The 17,564-nt window shown below is 37.8% G+C and carries 21 protein-coding genes; 17 read left to right on the top strand and 4 right to left on the bottom strand.

Annotation, left to right across the window (positions count from 1 at the left end; all coding sequences use genetic code 11):
• Nucleotides 1-51: 51 nt before the first annotated feature.
• Genes D3873_RS06250 through D3873_RS06225 form a run of 6 tightly spaced genes read left to right on the top strand, consistent with a single transcriptional unit; the run spans nucleotide 52 to nucleotide 6,662 of the window.
• Entirely contained in the window at nucleotides 52-1,806 is a 1,755-nt protein-coding gene (locus D3873_RS06250; RefSeq protein ID WP_119883242.1) for an ABC transporter transmembrane domain-containing protein, read from the top strand.
• A complete protein-coding gene (locus D3873_RS06245; RefSeq protein WP_119884494.1) occupies nucleotides 1,806-3,602 on the top strand; it encodes an ABC transporter ATP-binding protein in 1,797 nt (598 codons plus the stop codon). The genes D3873_RS06250 and D3873_RS06245 overlap by 1 nt, the downstream gene beginning before the upstream one ends.
• On the top strand, nucleotides 3,599-4,996 hold the full coding sequence (locus tag D3873_RS06240; RefSeq protein WP_119883241.1) for a bifunctional metallophosphatase/5'-nucleotidase: 1,398 nt from the start codon (nucleotides 3,599-3,601) through the stop codon (nucleotides 4,994-4,996). Before D3873_RS06245 ends, D3873_RS06240 begins: the two co-directional genes overlap by 4 nt.
• Nucleotides 4,997-5,051: 55 nt before the next feature.
• Nucleotides 5,052-5,762: a cytochrome c biogenesis CcdA family protein gene (locus D3873_RS06235; RefSeq protein WP_119883240.1), complete on the top strand. Its 711-nt coding sequence runs from the start codon at nucleotides 5,052-5,054 to the stop codon at nucleotides 5,760-5,762.
• A 17-nt stretch (nucleotides 5,763-5,779) separates the two neighbouring features.
• Nucleotides 5,780-6,142, top strand: a complete 363-nt coding sequence (locus D3873_RS06230; protein ID WP_119883239.1) for a response regulator — start codon at nucleotides 5,780-5,782, stop codon at nucleotides 6,140-6,142.
• Nucleotides 6,143-6,158: 16 nt separating this feature from the next.
• Nucleotides 6,159-6,662 carry a CcdC family protein gene (locus D3873_RS06225; RefSeq protein WP_119883238.1) on the top strand — a complete coding sequence of 168 codons (504 nt, stop codon included), beginning with the start codon at nucleotides 6,159-6,161 and terminating at the stop codon, nucleotides 6,660-6,662.
• 353 nt (nucleotides 6,663-7,015) lie between these two features.
• Here D3873_RS06225 and D3873_RS06220 read toward each other — a convergent pair whose 3' ends face one another.
• A complete protein-coding gene (locus D3873_RS06220) occupies nucleotides 7,016-7,447 on the bottom strand; it encodes a DUF2621 domain-containing protein (RefSeq protein ID WP_205536292.1) in 432 nt (143 codons plus the stop codon).
• A 112-nt stretch (nucleotides 7,448-7,559) separates the two neighbouring features.
• On the opposite strand from D3873_RS06220, the gene D3873_RS06215 reads away from it, so the two are divergent.
• From D3873_RS06215 to D3873_RS06200, 4 genes are all read left to right on the top strand, one after another.
• Nucleotides 7,560-7,778, top strand: coding sequence for a DUF1659 domain-containing protein (locus tag D3873_RS06215; RefSeq protein WP_119883236.1), 219 nt, complete (start codon nucleotides 7,560-7,562; stop codon nucleotides 7,776-7,778).
• 39 nt (nucleotides 7,779-7,817) lie between these two features.
• Nucleotides 7,818-8,030, top strand: a complete 213-nt coding sequence (locus D3873_RS06210; RefSeq protein WP_119883235.1) for a DUF2922 domain-containing protein — start codon at nucleotides 7,818-7,820, stop codon at nucleotides 8,028-8,030.
• 63 nt (nucleotides 8,031-8,093) lie between these two features.
• Nucleotides 8,094-8,222, top strand: a complete 129-nt coding sequence (locus tag D3873_RS06205; RefSeq protein ID WP_119883234.1) for a YvrJ family protein — start codon at nucleotides 8,094-8,096, stop codon at nucleotides 8,220-8,222.
• Between the two features lie 94 nt (nucleotides 8,223-8,316).
• Complete coding sequence (locus D3873_RS06200) at nucleotides 8,317-8,904, top strand: SCO family protein (protein WP_119883233.1); 588 nt, start codon at nucleotides 8,317-8,319, stop codon at nucleotides 8,902-8,904.
• A 49-nt stretch (nucleotides 8,905-8,953) separates the two neighbouring features.
• Here D3873_RS06200 and mscL read toward each other — a convergent pair whose 3' ends face one another.
• Nucleotides 8,954-9,331: a large conductance mechanosensitive channel protein MscL gene (gene mscL / locus D3873_RS06195; protein ID WP_119883232.1), complete on the bottom strand. Its 378-nt coding sequence runs from the start codon at nucleotides 9,329-9,331 to the stop codon at nucleotides 8,954-8,956.
• An 83-nt stretch (nucleotides 9,332-9,414) separates the two neighbouring features.
• Here mscL and D3873_RS06190 point away from each other — a divergent pair, with 83 nt between their 5' ends.
• On the top strand, nucleotides 9,415-10,113 hold the full coding sequence (locus D3873_RS06190) for a lytic transglycosylase domain-containing protein (protein WP_119883231.1): 699 nt from the start codon (nucleotides 9,415-9,417) through the stop codon (nucleotides 10,111-10,113).
• Nucleotides 10,114-10,160: 47 nt separating this feature from the next.
• Here D3873_RS06190 and D3873_RS06185 read toward each other — a convergent pair whose 3' ends face one another.
• Nucleotides 10,161-10,409 (bottom strand): GlsB/YeaQ/YmgE family stress response membrane protein, encoded by a 249-nt coding sequence (locus D3873_RS06185; RefSeq protein WP_119883230.1) that lies wholly within the window; start codon nucleotides 10,407-10,409, stop codon nucleotides 10,161-10,163.
• Between the two features lie 324 nt (nucleotides 10,410-10,733).
• Here D3873_RS06185 and D3873_RS06180 point away from each other — a divergent pair, with 324 nt between their 5' ends.
• From D3873_RS06180 to D3873_RS06155, 6 genes are all read left to right on the top strand, one after another.
• Nucleotides 10,734-11,426: a DNA alkylation repair protein gene (locus tag D3873_RS06180; protein WP_119883229.1), complete on the top strand. Its 693-nt coding sequence runs from the start codon at nucleotides 10,734-10,736 to the stop codon at nucleotides 11,424-11,426.
• Complete coding sequence (locus tag D3873_RS06175; RefSeq protein WP_119883228.1) at nucleotides 11,410-11,913, top strand: DinB family protein; 504 nt, start codon at nucleotides 11,410-11,412, stop codon at nucleotides 11,911-11,913. Before D3873_RS06180 ends, D3873_RS06175 begins: the two co-directional genes overlap by 17 nt.
• Before the next feature lie 121 nt (nucleotides 11,914-12,034).
• Nucleotides 12,035-14,746, top strand: a complete 2,712-nt coding sequence (acnA, locus tag D3873_RS06170; RefSeq protein WP_119883227.1) for an aconitate hydratase AcnA — start codon at nucleotides 12,035-12,037, stop codon at nucleotides 14,744-14,746.
• Nucleotides 14,747-14,965: 219 nt separating this feature from the next.
• Nucleotides 14,966-15,820 (top strand): methyl-accepting chemotaxis protein, encoded by an 855-nt coding sequence (locus D3873_RS13625; RefSeq protein ID WP_274379957.1) that lies wholly within the window; start codon nucleotides 14,966-14,968, stop codon nucleotides 15,818-15,820.
• Between the two features lie 130 nt (nucleotides 15,821-15,950).
• The gene (locus D3873_RS06160; protein ID WP_119883226.1) at nucleotides 15,951-16,376 is read left to right on the top strand and encodes an acyl-CoA thioesterase; all 426 of its coding nucleotides are present in this window, start codon (nucleotides 15,951-15,953) and stop codon (nucleotides 16,374-16,376) included.
• Nucleotides 16,376-16,672, top strand: coding sequence for a hypothetical protein (locus tag D3873_RS06155; protein WP_119883225.1), 297 nt, complete (start codon nucleotides 16,376-16,378; stop codon nucleotides 16,670-16,672). Before D3873_RS06160 ends, D3873_RS06155 begins: the two co-directional genes overlap by 1 nt.
• 193 nt (nucleotides 16,673-16,865) lie before the next feature.
• Here the strand turns inward: D3873_RS06155 and plsY are convergent, their stop codons facing one another.
• A complete protein-coding gene (gene plsY / locus D3873_RS06150; protein ID WP_119883224.1) occupies nucleotides 16,866-17,468 on the bottom strand; it encodes a glycerol-3-phosphate 1-O-acyltransferase PlsY in 603 nt (200 codons plus the stop codon).
• Between the last annotated feature and the right edge of the window lie 96 nt (nucleotides 17,469-17,564).

Here is a 17,564-nt window from a genome sequence, read left to right as displayed (position 1 = left end):
TTCGGAACATTTGCTAAACTAATACAGTCTGAAAAAAAGAGGGGTGACTCGATGAGAGTGTTTTTAGAATTAGGATGGTTCTTTAAAGAGAGAAAAAAACAGTACATTGTTGGAATCATCATGTTAATGTTTGTGGCCTTTTTGCAATTAATGCCACCGAAAATAATTGGCTATGTCGTCGATGAAGTACGATTAAATACATTAACAATGGAATCACTAGGGAAATGGCTGTTATTGCTAGCAGGAACAGCCATTGGCATGTACATATTGCGGTATTACTGGCGAATGATGATTTTCGGATCGGCTATTACGCTTGCGAGATTACTGCGTGCGAAACTTTTTCATCATTTTACAAGAATGGCGCCACAGTTTTATCAAAAAAGACGTGTAGGGGATTTAATGGCCCATGCTACGAATGATTTGCAAGCTGTTCAACAAACAGCGGGTGCAGGCGTTTTAACGCTCGTGGATTCCATTACTACTGGTGGATTTGTGATTGCCGCAATGGCGATAACGATTAATTGGAAGTTAACATTGATTGCATTACTTCCTATGCCGCTAATGGCATATTTAACAAGTTATTATGGCAAGTTGTTACATAATCGATTTCACTTTGCGCAAGAAGCATTTTCCGATTTAAATGACAAAGCACAAGAAAGTATTTCTGGGATAAAAGTGATTAAAACATTTGGACAAGAAAAAGAGGATGTAGAAGATTTCGTCCGTTTGTCACAAGAGGTAGTCGATAAAAACGTGCATGTGGCAAAAGTGGACTCGTTGTTTGATCCAACGATTTCAGCAATCGTCGGTGTTTCCTTTTTCCTGTCGATAGTATTTGGAGCTAGATTCATTTTAGCCGGTGAAATGACGATAGGTGACCTAGTAGCATTCACTGCCTATTTGGGATTGCTTGTGTGGCCGATGCTGGCATTTGGTTGGTTATTCAATATCGTTGAAAGAGGAAGAGCATCCTACGATCGCATTCGGAGCTTATTAGCAGAGCCAGAAGATGTGAATGAAAAAGAAGGTGCAATCGATGTAGCTGCAAATGGAGATGTAAAAGTAGCAATTCAGTCCTTCCAGTTTCCTGGAGATGAAAGAAAAGCACTGCACGATGTTCATTTCCAAGTGAAAAAAGGAGAGACATTAGGAATCGTCGGAAAAACGGGATCGGGAAAGACGGCATTATTAAAGTTATTATTGCGCGAATTTGATGGGTTTGACGGCACCATTCTGTACGGTGATTACCCCATTCAACAGTATAAAAAGAAGCGACTACGGGAAGCCATTGGTTATGTACCCCAAGAACATTTCCTTTTTTCCACTTCTGTAGCGGGGAATATCGCATTTGCCAATCCGGAAGCGTCTCAATCGGACGTCGAACGTGCTGCGAAAATCGCCTATATACACGAGGATATTTTACACTTCACACATGGTTACGAGACTGTCGTCGGTGAACGAGGAGTATCCCTATCTGGAGGGCAGAAGCAACGAATTTCGATTGCTCGTGCATTGTTAATGAATCCAGAACTGCTCATTTTAGATGATTCGTTATCTGCAGTAGATGCGAAAACAGAAGAAGCAATATTAGAATCATTAAAAGCAAACCGTCAAGATGCTACGACCATCATAACCGCACATCGTTTAAGTGCCATTCAACATGCGCATCAAATTATCGTCTTGCAAGAAGGGACGATTGTGGAAAAGGGATCCCACGAAGAATTAATGAGCCTAAAAGGAATTTATTACGACATGTATCAATTACAGCAATTAGAAGCGCTAGTAGAACAGGGGGGTGAAGTATGATGGAAGAGACCCAACCTAAGTTAACTGGGAAAGATCAATGGAGTGTCTTGAAACGTCTACTACATTATTTAAAACCCCATAAAAAAATGTTAGTCATTGCCTTAATCCTATTAACATTGACCGTCATCGGAGATGTGCTAGGACCCTATTTAATCAAAACATTTATCGATGATTATTTAACGGTACGTAACTTTCCGACTAATCCTTTAATCGGTTTAGCTGCCGCTTATATATTCATTCAACTAAGTAATGTCGTGATCAGTTATATACAGTTGTTAAAATTTCAAGAAGTGGCGTTAAAAATTATTCAACAAATGCGGATCGATGTGTTTACTAAAGTGCAGCAATTAGGAATGCGGTATTTTGATCAAACACCTGCAGGAAGTATTGTCAGTCGTGTCACGAATGATACGGAAGCAATTAAAGACATGTTTGTCAGTGTGTTAGTCGGATTTTTACAAAGTGGGTTTCTATTAATAGGAGTCTACATTGCTATGTTCACGCTGAACGTAAAGCTTGCAGCATTCACACTTGTGCTACTTCCAATTTTATATGGAATTATACACATTTACCGAAAGTACAGCTCTGTTTTTTACCAAGACTTACGAGAGCGCTTAAGCCAGCTGAATGCTAAGTTGGCAGAATCGCTACAAGGGATGTCTATTATTCAAGCGTTTCGTCAAGAAGATCGCTTAAATGATGAATTTCAAGCAATAAATGATCAGCATTGGAATGCCGGAAAACGTAACATTAAAATGGATAGCCTACTCTTAAGACCTGCGATTGACTTAGTGTATGCCTTAGCAATCATCCTTGTCCTAAGTTATTTTGGCATCACATCTTTCTCAAACACAGTTGAGGTCGGAGTAATTTATGCGTTCGTGACATACATCGATCGATTTTTTGAACCAATCAATCAAGTCATGCAACGTTTATCCATTTTTCAACAAGCTATTGTGGCAGGATCGCGCGTGTTTAAACTACTCGATGAAAAAGAAGTAGTTCCAGCGCAGAATAACCAGTCGATTGAAATAACAAACGCAGAGATAGAATTTCGGAATGTAACTTTTTCGTATGATGGAAAACAAGATGTATTGAAAAATATTTCCTTCACAGCGAAACCAGGAGAAACGGTTGCATTAGTCGGACATACGGGAAGTGGAAAAAGCTCCATCATCAATTTATTAATGCGATTTTATGAATTTACTCATGGAGATATCTTCATTGACGGAAAATCAATCAAAGATTATCACATTCAAGTGCTTCGCAAACAAGTTGGACTTGTGTTGCAAGATCCGTTTTTGTTTTATGGAGATATTGAGAATAATATCCGTTTATTTAATCAAGAAATGACAACAAAAGAAGTAAAAGCGGCAGCAGAATTTGTACAAGCAGATAAATTCATCCATGCACTTCCGGATGGCTATGCACAAAAAGTAACAGAACGAGGGTCCACTTTCTCAAGCGGCCAACGTCAATTAGTGGCTTTTGCAAGAACCATCGCCACGAATCCAAAAATATTAGTATTGGATGAAGCAACAGCGAATATCGATACAGAAACAGAAGTAGCCATTCAAACAAGTCTTCAAAAAATGCGGAAGGGTCGAACAACTATAGCTATTGCACACCGCTTAAGTACGATTCAAGACGCCGAACAAATACTCGTTCTTCATCATGGAGAAATTGTGGAAAGAGGAACGCATCAAGAACTATTAGCAAATCAAGGACTTTATCACAAAATGTATCTTCTACAAAATGGATTAGTAGAAGAACTAAAAAAAGGAGAGATTGGATGAGATGGACGATTCTTCATACCAATGACAACCATAGCCACTTTGACGCATTAGTTAAAGTGGCTTCGGTCATTCAAAGAGAAAAAACAGAAACAACACTCGTATTAGATGCTGGAGACTTTGCAGACTTCCGAGCGATAGAATATAGAGGAACGCGTGGAAAAGCGGCTACGGAACTGTTAGCACAAATGGGATATGATGCACTGACTATTGGTAACAATGAAATGTTTAACGGAATCGATGTATTAGAAGAAATGATTCAATCGAGCCCCGTGCCAATGATAAGCAATAATTTGTCGAAATTTAATGGCTCAGCGATAAATGGTTTACATAATAGTATTATTGTTAACAAACAAAATGTTCGCTTTCTTATTACAGGAAGTTCACCAGATTTAGATGTGTTCAATGAAGGATTAGGGGTACGAATGGAAGAGTATCAACGTTCATTGAAAAACGTGTTACAAAAAGAAAAAGGCAATTACGACATTTGTATCGTACTAAATCATATAGGAACCGAAAACGATAAAGAATTAATTCAACTTTTTCCTGAGATTGATTTTTTGCTGTCTGCACATGACCACGTTTTATTCCCAAAAGCAGTCGATATAGATGGTGTGATCCATGGAAGTGCAGGAAAATACGGTGAGTATGTAGGGAAAATTGTCATAGAGTGGGATGGCAAAAACGTTCAACTAATCGATTCAGAAACCATTCCGACGAAAAACGAGGAACCATGTCCTAAGTTAAAAACGATATTAGCAAATCAAAAACAAGAAGCTATTACGAATTTAAGCACCGTGTTATACGATTTAGAGGTCCCGTTGTGGCATGATGTACTAGAAGAAAACCCATTAACAAATTTACTTGCAGATGGGTTAAAAGATTTAATGGATGCTGAAATTGGTTTAGTTAACAGTGGCATTTGCCAAGCGGGTCTATTTCACCACGTTACAGAGAAAAAGTTAATCGAAATATGCCCCTCTCCACTTAATCCAACACGCATCACGATAACGGGCCTAACATTACGGGACGCACTTCAGGAGTCGCTTGATGTTCAATTGCTATTAGCAGATGGAAGAGGACCTGGATTTAGAGGGAAATTTGTAGGGAAACTGCACGTTGCTGGAGTTGAGGTCGAACACGATGACAATACCATTTTTCGAATTAGTGTTAATGGAGAAGATTTAAATCTCGAAAGAGAGTACGTAGTGGCAACAACCGACTATTTAGAAAGAGGATCTGGTTACACTACTCTTAAAAAGAATCATTCTCCCATCTATAGAGCTGAGGAAATACGAGATGTTATTCGAGTGTACGCGAATAATCCGCTATTTTTAGAAAAAGCAAGCAAGTTGCGATGGAAAAAAACCGTCAATGAATTGTCAAATCATTTATAACGTCAAACGGTAGGCTTTTTGGTAGGATAGAGAGTAAGAAAAGGACGTGAGCAAGTTGACATCAGAATTGACGTTATTTTTAGCGTTTGGAGCAGGCTTTTTAAGCTTTATCTCTCCATGTACGTTACCTTTATATCCCGCTTTTTTAAGCTATATTACCGGAATGAGTGTGACAGAACTAACATCCGAAAAAGGGTCTATGCAAAGAAGAGGTATTTTGCATACCCTATTCTTTTTACTAGGATTTTCCCTCATTTTTATCGCGTTAGGGTTTAGTACGACATTCATTTATAGTTTTTTTAAAGATTATCAAGATTTAATTCGCCAGCTTGGTGCTATCTTTATTGTCTTATTTGGCCTTGTGATCGTTGGAATTTTTCAACCGACTTTTTTAATGAAAGATCGTAAGCTGCAGTTTCAGAACCGACCTTCTGGTTATATAGGAACGGTTATTATAGGTATGGCATTTGCGGCAGGTTGGACTCCTTGTACAGGGCCAATCTTAGCATCTGTTTTCTTCATGGCAGCTTCAAGCCCAGGATCAGGCGTTTGGTACATGCTTGCATATGTCTTAGGATTTGCTATTCCATTTTTTGTTTTATCCTTTTTTATCACAAGACTTAAGTGGATTCGGAAAAATAGTGGTAGAATTGTAAAAATAGGTGGTTATATCATGATTGCTGTCGGAATTTTATTATTCTTTGACGGCATGACCTACATCATTCGAATTGTAAGTCCATTCTTTGGTGGCTTTATCGGGTTATAGTGGAGGAGGAAAACAGAATGCCAACTGTTATTATTTGTGATGATGCACTGTTTATGCGAGCCGCGCTACGAAAAATGTTAGAAGAGCTTGGATTTACCGTTGTCGCAGAAGCAAAAAATGGAAAAGAAGCAATCGACTATTATCGAACGTTTCAACCAACTGTTGTAACGATGGACATTACGATGCCTGGCATTTCTGGTCTAGAAACACTAAATCGATTGAAAGAAGAATTTCCTGATGCAGCTGTTGTGATGGTATCTGCACTTGGTCAACAAAAAACGCTTCAACAAGCAATTGAATTCGGGGCTAAAGACTTTGTCACAAAACCATTTCAAATTCATCAACTAAAAAATGTTTTCCACTCGTATTTAAGCGAGTGATGAAGAAGGGATTTCTATGATTTTTGATCATTTATCTTCACAAGCTTTGCTTATTATTTCTACAGTCGGTGCTCTAGTTATGGGAACATTGGTAATGGCGGTTCGAACGAGAGCAGCGAAAAAACCGGCATCTACGAAGAAAATTATCTTGCCTCCTGTTTTTATGTCAACAGGAGCAGCAATGTTTTTCTTTGATTTTTTTCATGTTCCTTTAATGCAAGTCATCGAAGCTCTTAGTGTTGGAATGCTTTTTTCCATTGTACTGATCAAAACATCCAATTTTGAAGTAAGAGAAGGGGACATTTATTTAAAACAATCGAAGGCATTCATTTTCATCTTGATTGGACTTCTAGTTGTTCGAATTGTTGCGAAGCTTTACTTAAGTTCTTCGATTGATGTTGGAGAGTTAAGTGGAATGTTCTGGCTACTTGCATTTGGAATGATTGTTCCTTGGAGAATCGCTATGTACGTGAAATATCGTAAACTCGCAAAAGAGCAAGTAGCACTTGAAATGTCTTAACTTCTAACAGAAAACCGATCAACTCTTGCTAGTAAAAGAGTGATCGGTTTTTGCGTTTTTAAAAGGAAAAGTAAACAATTATTTTTTTCAGCCTGCAATAAATTGTCCGTCAGTTCGTGCATATAGGTATACTAGCCAAGTAGTACACATCTAGTTTGTAAAGTAATACTTTTATCAATCATTGAATTATTTTTGAGACAATTTATCATCCATCTTACTTCGTGTCTACATTCCAATAAGTGATTTCACCTCGTAATTGTCATCAGTTTGTCGCTAAGTATTTACATTTGTGACAACAAAACAAAAAAAGCACTGCTAAATGCAATGCTTAAAACGAAATATGAGAAGAAAAATTAGTCAAACAGATGTTCATAGGGTGTGACAGCAATATTCATTTCCTCTAGTTTTTTACGTAAAAATTTATGATCACGTTTTGGCGTAGCCAAAATATATCCACGAATAATGTGCGTTTGTTCAATTTTTTTCGCATTCTCTTCAAGGGCAATTTGTCCAATTTTACCTGCGATTTTTTGTTTCGCTACTGGTCGAAATAACTCTGGAACAGGAACTACTAATTCATTTAACATCAATTTCGCATCATCACCCCAAAGGTGAAGCGAATTTTCTACATAATATTCTTCCCAATCTAAAAGGGATTTGCCATCTTTTTTTGGTAGTGCTTTTAAGAATTTGCGGAACATAAAGTATCCGCCAATAGCAAATAAGCTTATTAACACAACGACCCAAAATAAGATAAAAACTAAAAATGCTCCGTTTAATTCCACCACTAAATTCACCTCATTAAGTTCATTATAAAAGGTTATGAAGAAAAATTCATCTACTCTGTCACTTTTCTCTCTCCTCTCACTATCTAGCAAATGAAAGGGGGGAGATAAAATGGCAACTGCAGAATTTAAAGAGGCAAACCTTAAACTTTCGTACCAAGTAGGTATGACTCCAGAAGGGAAAGCACTGAAACGAGCAAAATCGTACCGAAATGTAAAAGAGAATGCAACCGCAGATCAATTAGCATCAGCAGCACTTACATTCAGTGGTTTTTCCTCACACACGCTACTAGATGTAGAGAAAAGTGTGCAGCAAGACATCATAAACTAATACTTCCCTACAAAGTAGGAAGGAAAGGAGGAACAAAAGATGGCGCAAGTTTTAGAATTACAATTTGAAACTGCAACTGGAAAAGCGATTACATTTTCTGTAGATGAACCACGAGAAGATGTTACGGCACTTGATGTGCAAAACGGAATGCAAGCAATTATTGATAGCCAAGTTTTTTACGTAGAAGGAAATGCTATTTCCGTCGCAAAATCTGCAAGGATTGTAGAGCGCAATGTAACTGAATTAATCTAACACTACTCACCCGAGGCAACTCGGGTGTTTTTTTACACCTACATGTAGAAAGGAGGAGGAGAAATGGAACAATGGCTAGTGGTAATTCAAGAAGTAGGATTTCCTATATTCGTGTCCTTTTATTTAATGCATCGAGTAGAGACGAAGCTGCAGTTAATTCATGATGCACTCGTTTCATTTAAAAATATCTAGTCGTGTCACATGATTGTAACAACGAATAGTCGGAAAGAATTGAAAGATACTTCGCGCAAAGCTACACTATTAGTAGAAAGCGGGGAATGTATACGTGCGAAAAATTCTGATTGTTACAATTAGCTTCATCACAATTTTTACTCTTTCCGCCTGCTCAGGCTCTTCCTTTAAAGCCGACATGGAGTGGGATGTGGAACCATTTCATTTCACATCACAACGTGGGGAAGAAGTGACTTTAGATAATTTAAAAGGAGACGTCTGGTTAGCGTCTTTTATCTTTACGAATTGCGAAACTGTTTGTCCACCAATGACATTTAATATGACCGAAGTCCAAGAAGAAATTATGAAGCAAGGGGTAGAGGATTATAAAATTATTGCATTCAGTGTAGATCCTGAAACAGATACTCCAGAAGTATTGACGGATTATTTATCTATGTATAATGTCCCTGACGAATCGAAGTGGCACCTACTAACTGGATATGATCAAAGTTTCATTTCCCAATTTGCACGAAATTCTTTTAAAACGGCTGTTGTCGATGATCCACAATCAAACCAAGTGACCCACGGGACGAGTTTTTTCCTTGTAAATCAAGAAGGAAAAGTTGTGAAACAGTACAGTGGTTTTAAGGACGTTCCGAAAGAGCAAATAGCTACTGACATCAAATTGTTAGTAGAAGAATAATTGAAACAGAAAAACCACCATCTTAAAAGATAGTGGCTTTTTTCTTTTGCTATTTTTTTTGCGCTAATAAATCGCGAATTTCTGTTAGTAGTGCTTCTTTTGTGTCAATCGACGGACCTTCGTCCACTTTTTCTTCTTGTTTACGCTGGAATTTCATCATTAAACGGATCACGAAAAAGATAGAAGCAGCTATTAAGAAGAAATCAACAACCGACTGAATAAAATTGCCATACATGATCTCGGCAGCTCCAACTTTAATCACTAATCCAGTAAATTTTACTCCACCAAACAAAACGCCTATGATTGGTGTGATAATATCCGCTACTAATGAGGTAACAATTTTACTAAAAGCAGCGCCAATGACTACGGCAATTGCTAAGTCCATTACATTTCCTTTTAAGGCGAATTTCTTAAAATCTTCCCACATATGTATCTACTCCTAACTTGTGAATCTTTCCCTCACGAGGTTATACTCAACAATAAGTATATAATCGAAAGCTGGAAAAATCTATGAAAAATAAGGCTAAACAGAAAAGAAACACCAGGATAAAAGGTATTTTCATTCTCCTATTAGTACCGATTACGATCACGATTTATATCGCAACAGCAATTATTTGGAATGAAATTCAGTCAAGTGAGATTGTACACGACATCACGAAAGTAGCAAAAGATGTGCCAAATCATTTGGGGGATATGGAAGTCCCAAAAGAATATATCCCAATATATGAAGAGGCTGCGGATAAATATCAAATCCCTTGGACATTGTTAGCAGCTCACCACCGTGTAGAAACTCGGTTTTCTACAATGGATCCATTGCTATCTCCAGTTGGAGCCGAAGGACATATGCAATTTATGCCCTGCACATTTGTCGGTTGGAAACATCCTAGCTGTGGGGGATTGGGAAAAGGAGAAATTTCGGAAAAAGAGAAAACGAATCCTGCCACCATTAAAAAATATGGAGGGTATGGAGTAGATGGGAATGGGAACGGAATAGCCGATCCGTATGAGTTAACAGATGCTATTTATAGTGCAGCAAATTACTTATCTCAAAATGGCGCTTCAGATGGGGAATTAAAAAAAGCCATCTTTCTCTATAATCGTTCCGATGAATATGTCGAAAATGTCTTATATTTTTATCATCAGTACGAAGACGAGAGAGTAGCGTTAGAACATAGTATTGAAAGCAATAAAAAAGAAGTCCTCCATTGATGAAGAGGACTTCTTTTTGTACTTCTTGTTCAAGTCGTAAACGCTTATTATTTACGTAAAGCACGTAAGATAAGACTTACGATAAATACTAGAATAATTGCACCTAGTAAAGCTGGAATAATTGCCATACCCCAAAGAGAAGGACCAAAGTCTCCAAATAGACTTCCACCGATCCAAGCACCAATGATACCTGCGATGATGTTACCAATAATTCCACCTGGTAAGTCTTTTCCTAAAAGTAGACCTGCTAACCAACCAATGATACCGCCGATAATTAAATAAAGAATAAATGCCATTTGCGTTTCCTCCTAATATTGTAATGTCTTGCTAATTATTAAATAGCCTAATGAGGAAAAGTTTAAACCTATGCACCGAATTTTTTTCGCAACATATACTGTCAGAATTAACAGAATTTTTTTGATTTATTCCGTAAAAATTCGTATAATAAGAAGAAAGGAGTGTTGGAAGATGAATGGTTACGATTTGCGAAATTGGAACAAGCATGAAGTAGTATTTATGTTGTTGCACACTGCTTTTATTGCCATACTTACTTTCGATGCGATGAATTTTCTGTAGAAAGTGGATAGGAAACTATCCGCTTTTTTTATGAGGAGATAAAGATGAAAAAAGACTGGGATAAGACACACTTTATTCAAAAATTATACGATGCTCGCGACAAAGAGCTTGCTACTACAATGGAAGCGTATATGAAAAATCACTTCGTATTTTTAGGGATTAAAAGTCCTGAACGATTGCTTCTTATGAAAGAATATTTTTCTGATTACGAGCTACCGAAGTATCCCGAAGTTCTGTCGGAAGCGATGGACGTATTTTTGTTACCAGAGAGAGAATTTCAGTATGCAGCTATTTTTATCGTCTCGAAGTATAAAAAGAAACTGCAGGTTGAAGATCTCTCATTTTTCGAACAGTTAATTTTATCTAAATCTTGGTGGGATACTGTCGATTCGATTGCACCCACATTAGTTGGAGATATCGTGTTACGAAATCGCAAGATAGGGGAAAAGGTAATGGGGGAGTGGTCCAACCATTCAAATAAATGGTTAAACAGAGCTAGTTTGCTCCATATGTTGAAATACAAAGAAAAAACAGACGAAGCGTTGATGACTGAGCTCATTCTAAAGCACGCGAAATCAACCGAGTTTTTTCTTCAAAAGGCAATCGGGTGGCTTTTAAGGGAATACTCGAAAACAAATCCTTCATTTGTTCAAACATTTGTCTCAACATATGACTTAGCACCATTATCAAAACGGGAGGCGGTAAAACACATTGAAAAAGATGAGCAAAGAAATTGAACACTTAACATTTATACGACAAAAACTGATAACTGAATTTGACGCTATGACGGAAACAGAATTTCAGCAAAAGCCTTCGCATGAAAAATGGTCTGCTGCTGAAATTGTGGATCACCTTGTTAAGATGGAAAAGACAATTGCAGAGAATATTCGGAAAGAAAAAGAAAATCCTTCAAGTAAAAAAGCATGGAAGAAGCCTATAGGTATTACTAAAAATAGACTTCTTAAAGTGAAAGCTCCAAGTTATACGGAGCCCCAACATGTACTAACGTCTAAAGATAAAGCGATTCAAGCACTCCATACATCTAGAAATACATTACTGGATGTGTACGAAAGTACAGCTCCTGAAACTCTTGAAAGCAAATCTTTTAAGCATCCAATATTTGGACATGTTCCGTTGTACCAATGGTTTCCTTTCGTAGGATTACATGAAGAACGACATCTTAAACAATTAATTGAAGTAAAAAAATTCTTACGTAAAGCATAAGCGTATCTTATCACTTTCAATAATTTTAATGTAATTTACTTATCGTGCAGCGTCCTGTATCATAAGTACTGGAGAAAAGAGCGAAGACATCCTCTTTTCATTACATAAAGGAGGAACGAAAATGACAAAAAGTAACTTACACAACAGTCGTACTTCTTTTGAACTAAACGGAAAAACGTATAATTACTATCGTTTAGCTGCATTAGAAGAAGCAGGAATTGCGAATGTTTCTCGCCTTCCTTACTCTGTAAAAGTTCTATTAGAATCAGTATTACGACAACATGATGGATATGTCATTAAAGACGAGCATGTAGAAAAATTAGCACAATGGGGCAAAGATGCAGATCCAGAAGCAGAAGTTCCATTTAAGCCTTCTCGCGTCATTCTACAAGACTTTACTGGTGTGCCAGTAGTTGTTGATTTAGCTGCATTGCGTTCAGCAATGGCAGAAATGGGTGGAGACCCTGACAAAATTAACCCTGCAATTCCAGTAGATCTAGTTATTGACCACTCGGTTCAAGTAGATAAATACGGAACGCAAGATGCGTTAAATGTAAACATGGAATTGGAATTCGAGCGTAATGCAGAGCGTTACCAATTTTTGAGCTGGGCACAAAAAGCGTACGATAACTATCGTGCAGTTCCACCTGCAACAGGTATCGTTCACCAAGTTAACCTAGAATACTTAGCAAACGTTGTTCATGCGATTGAAAACGAAGATGGATCTTTTGAGACATATCCAGATACATTAGTTGGTACGGATTCTCATACAACAATGATCAACGGTATTGGTGTACTTGGATGGGGCGTCGGTGGTATCGAAGCGGAAGCAGGTATGCTAGGTCAACCATCTTATTTCCCAATTCCTGAAGTTATTGGAGTTAAATTAACTGGAGATCTTCCTAACGGAGTTACTGCGACGGATTTAGCGTTAAAAGTAACGGAAGTACTTCGTAAAAAAGGCGTTGTTGGCAAATTTGTTGAATTCTTCGGTCCTGGTGTAGTTCAATTACCACTCGCTGATCGTGCAACTATTGCAAACATGGCTCCTGAATACGGTGCTACTTGTGGCTTCTTCCCAGTAGATGAAGAAGCATTAGATTACATGCGTTTAACTGGTCGTGACGACGAGCACATCGCTGTAGTGAAGGAATATTTATCGAAAAACGACTTATTCTTTACAGCTGATAGCGTAGATCCAACTTATACAGACGTGGTTGAATTAGATTTATCTACAATTGAACCAAACCTGTCAGGTCCTAAACGTCCACAAGATCTAATTCCACTTTCTCAAATGAAAACGGAATTTAATCAAGCAATTGTGGCTCCACAAGGAAACCAAGGGTTTGGATTAAAAGCGAAAGAACTTGATAAAACAGCGAAAATTTCATTCGAGGATGGTCGCGATGTCGTGATGCCAACAGGAGCAGTTGCAATCGCTGCAATTACATCTTGTACAAACACTTCGAACCCATTCGTTATGTTAGGTGCTGGATTAGTTGCGAAGAAAGCAGCTGAAAAAGGATTAGTTCCTCCTGCATATGTAAAAACATCATTAGCACCAGGTTCAAAAGTAGTTACAGGTTACTTACGTGATGCTGGATTACTGGAACCTTTAGCTTCTATTGGTTTTGACCTAGTTGGTTATGGTTGTACAACATGTATAGGTAACTCAGGACCTTTATTGCCAGAAATCGAAAAAGGCATTATTGATAACGACTTACTTGTAACTTCTGTATTATCCGGTAACCGTAACTTTGAAGGACGTGTACATCCCCTTGTGAAAGCGAACTACTTAGCATCTCCACCGTTAGTAGTTGCTTATGCATTAGCTGGAACTGTTAACATTGACCTTCAAAAAGATTCTTTAGGCAAAGACAAAGACGGCAACGATGTATTCTTTGCAGATATTTGGCCAACGACAGAAGAAGTAAAAGAACTTTTACAAAAAACTGTTACTCCTGAATTATTCCGCAAAGAATATGCACGTGTATTCGACGAGAATGAGCGTTGGAATGCGATTGAAACATCAAATGATTCTTTATACGCATTTGATAGTGAGTCAACTTACATTCAAAACCCACCATTTTTCCAAGATCTATCTCGCGAGCCAGGAAGTATTCAAACACTAGCTGGACTTCGTGTAGTAGCTAAATTTGGAGATTCAATTACGACTGACCATATTTCTCCTGCTGGAGCAATTGGGAAAGATACACCAGCTGGTAAATACTTACGTGAACATGGTGTTGAAATTCGTGACTTTAACTCGTACGGATCTCGTCGTGGTAACCACGAGGTAATGATGCGTGGTACATTTGCAAATATTCGTATTCGTAACCAAATTGCGCCTGGTACAGAAGGTGGTTTCACTACTTACTGGCCAACGAATGAAATTATGCCAATTTACGATGCAGCAATGAAGTATCAAGAAGAAAATACTGGTCTAGTAGTGTTAGCTGGTAAAGATTACGGAATGGGATCGTCTCGTGACTGGGCAGCTAAAGGAACAAATCTTCTAGGTATTAAAACAGTCATTGCAGAAAGCTATGAGCGTATTCACCGTTCTAACTTAGTGATGATGGGTGTATTACCACTTCAATTCATGCCAGGTCAATCTGCTGAATCACTTGGATTAACTGGTAAAGAAGAAATCAGCGTAAATATCGCAGAAGGTGTAAAACCTCGTGACATTCTAAAAGTAACAGCTAAAGCTGCTGACGGTTCTGTAACAGAATTCGATGTACTTGCTCGTTTCGATTCAGAAGTTGAAGTAGATTACTATCGTCACGGTGGTATCTTACAAATGGTATTACGTGATAAATTAAAAAACTAACTAACTAGAATCTAGTAAGTTTACAATCTAGTTGAAGGTAAATCCGGACGATTGTTCGACATTCTTATGCGAGTGTCGATATCGTCCGGTTTTTTGATTGGCAGCGAAAAAATACGGAAGACAATATTTTCTTGCTCTCAGAACATTACACATATACATAGATAGACCTATACTGATAAGATAAAAGAATCAAGGGTTTCTTAGGAGAAAGAGGTTGCGATGGATATGGTAAGTTTGAATATGAAGGAAACAAATCAGTTGGAAGAAACAAAATTAGCAGCATTTTTGGAGGTAATTCCTTTTATTCATCAAATGTTGCCGGACATCGGAATTGGTCTTACTAATACTGAGGAATGGATTGCCTATTTCCCTGGTAGAAAAATTGATATTAAAGCGTCCAAAGGCATGAAAATTAACCCTCAAGAACCTTTAGCAGAGTGTATTTCAGAGAACAAAAAGATCGAAGCACTTGTTCCCGAAGAGTTTTTCGGTATTCCATTTACTGGCTTAGCTACTCCGATCACTCAGGGGGATAAAGTAATTGGTGCGATAGCGATTCAACTGCAAAAACAAACGGAACAAGAATTACGGCGCATCTCTGTCCAGATAGTCGATTTTATTGAAAAAGCGAATGGACGGGTAGCAGATATCGCTAAAGGTGCAGAAGGTCTAAGTGACATTACGACAAATCTTTTAGAGCAATCTACAAATGCTTCAATAGAAATGAAACAAACAGATGAAGTCATTTCATTTATCAAAAACATCGCGAATCAAACAAACTTACTCGGTTTAAATGCAGCAATTGAAGCTGCAAGAGCAGGAGATATGGGTAGAGGGTTTGGAATTGTTGCAGATGAAATTAGAAAATTATCAAAAGAAACCGTGTCTTCGACAGAGAAGATTCAAACGACTTTAGAAAACATTAAACGCTCGATGACAGAAATTTCAGCTTCTGTTGAAAAAGTTGTACATGTTGGAAGAGAACAAGCAGTGTCGACAGAAGAGATTTCGGTCTTTATCGACCAAATGGAAGAAATGAGCAAACAATTAAATAAATATGCTTCTGAATTATAGCTATTCATAAACTACCTTACATTAAGGTAGTTTTTTTCATCAGCTTAGACTTATTCAACCACATAGTGAAATCGTTGCAGACGTTCTCGATGAAAAAATTCGGTATAATGATTTCAGAGGTGAATGTCGTATGTATATAAATGAAAAAGAAATTGAGATACGTTATGCAGAAACAGATCAAATGGGTGTCGTTTACCATGCGAATTATTTAGTATGGATGGAAATAGGACGAACAAGTTTAATACAGGAATTGGGTTTTACTTATGCTGGATTAGAAAATGAAGGATATATCTCACCAGTGATAGACTTGTCGATTCAATATAAAGCAGCGATGAAATACGGACAAAAAGCACGAGTTCGCACATGGGTGGAGTCTCATGGAAGATTACGCACCGTATATGGGTATGAAATTTTACACACAGATGGCACAGTTGCCGCTACTGCGAAGTCTGAACACGTACTAGTCATACGTGATTCCTTCAAACCGGTATCCCTCAAACGAGTTGACAGTAAATGGGACGATAAATATCGTGAAATTGCGAGAGTGACCGATTAATGGCTTTTGGAATAAATAGAGAAGAATTGCGCAGTTGGAAAGACGCTGTCAGTAGAGGAGAAATATCCTTTTTAACTCATTATTGGCTTGACGAACGATTTCCTGATTGTAAAACGGTGACGAAAGTTGGCTGTAACGATGTGGAGAAGCTCGTGCAGTGGGGAAAACAATATGGTCTGAAATCGGAATGGATTGATTTTAAGGAAAATTACCCTCATTTTGATTTAGTTGGTCATTACGAACAAAATATTCTCGAAGCAGAAGGTTTTTCGGACCAATTAAAAAAATTCACATAAGACAAAGGTTGGTCTTAACGTAGAAAGAACGTATCAACGTTAAAACGAAAGTTTGACGGATCTATCTATCTCCGAATTACCATACGAAAAAAACACAAAAAATCCGAGCGATTACTCGACGTTCTATCACAAATGTCGAAATCATTCGGATTTTTTATTTCACTAAATAGTGCTGTTGTTCATTATATCGGTGTTAAATCCATTTGACCTTAGGTTCTGTGCCGTTCTTGATTCGAACAATATTCGCTCGATGACGGTACACGATAAAGACGGCTAATACGATAATGACGGCTACTAACGGCCAATCTTTTTCAAAAAATAAGTAGTAAATTGTCACGTACAGTAAACTTAAAACAGCCATAACCATAGACGTTAGTGAAACCATTTTAGTCCATTTTAATACGATGAAGAATGCAACAAGCATGACCACAAAAATTGGCCAGTGATAACCGAGCAAAACTCCTGCTGATGTTGCAACGGCTTTCCCGCCTCTGAAATTTGCGAATAACGGATACATATGTCCGATAACAGCAATAATTCCTAAAACAAGAGGATGAATTGATACATCAGCAAAAATAGGAATAAGCGGTAATAGAGTAGCTGCCGTTCCTTTTAAAATATCCATCGTGGACACTAATAGACCAGCTTTCACACCAAGCGTTCGAAACGTATTCGTTCCACCTAGGTTTCCACTACCGTGTTCTCGGATGTCGGTTTTGTAAAATATTTTACCGATCCATAAAGCAGATGGTATAGAGCCTAGTAAGTATGCGATAATAATAGCTAGAAGAGTCATTTTCAAAACGTCCTTTGCATCATAATTCTACACATTGTCTTTATAGTAGCATGAAAAGCAAGGATTGCAATGCGAACACAGATTCTGTAAACTAAA

The organism is Paenisporosarcina cavernae (assembly GCF_003595195.1).
Taxonomy (GTDB): Bacteria; Bacillota; Bacilli; order Bacillales_A; family Planococcaceae; genus Paenisporosarcina; species Paenisporosarcina cavernae.
This window is presented reverse-complemented; position numbering and strand designations above follow the sequence as displayed.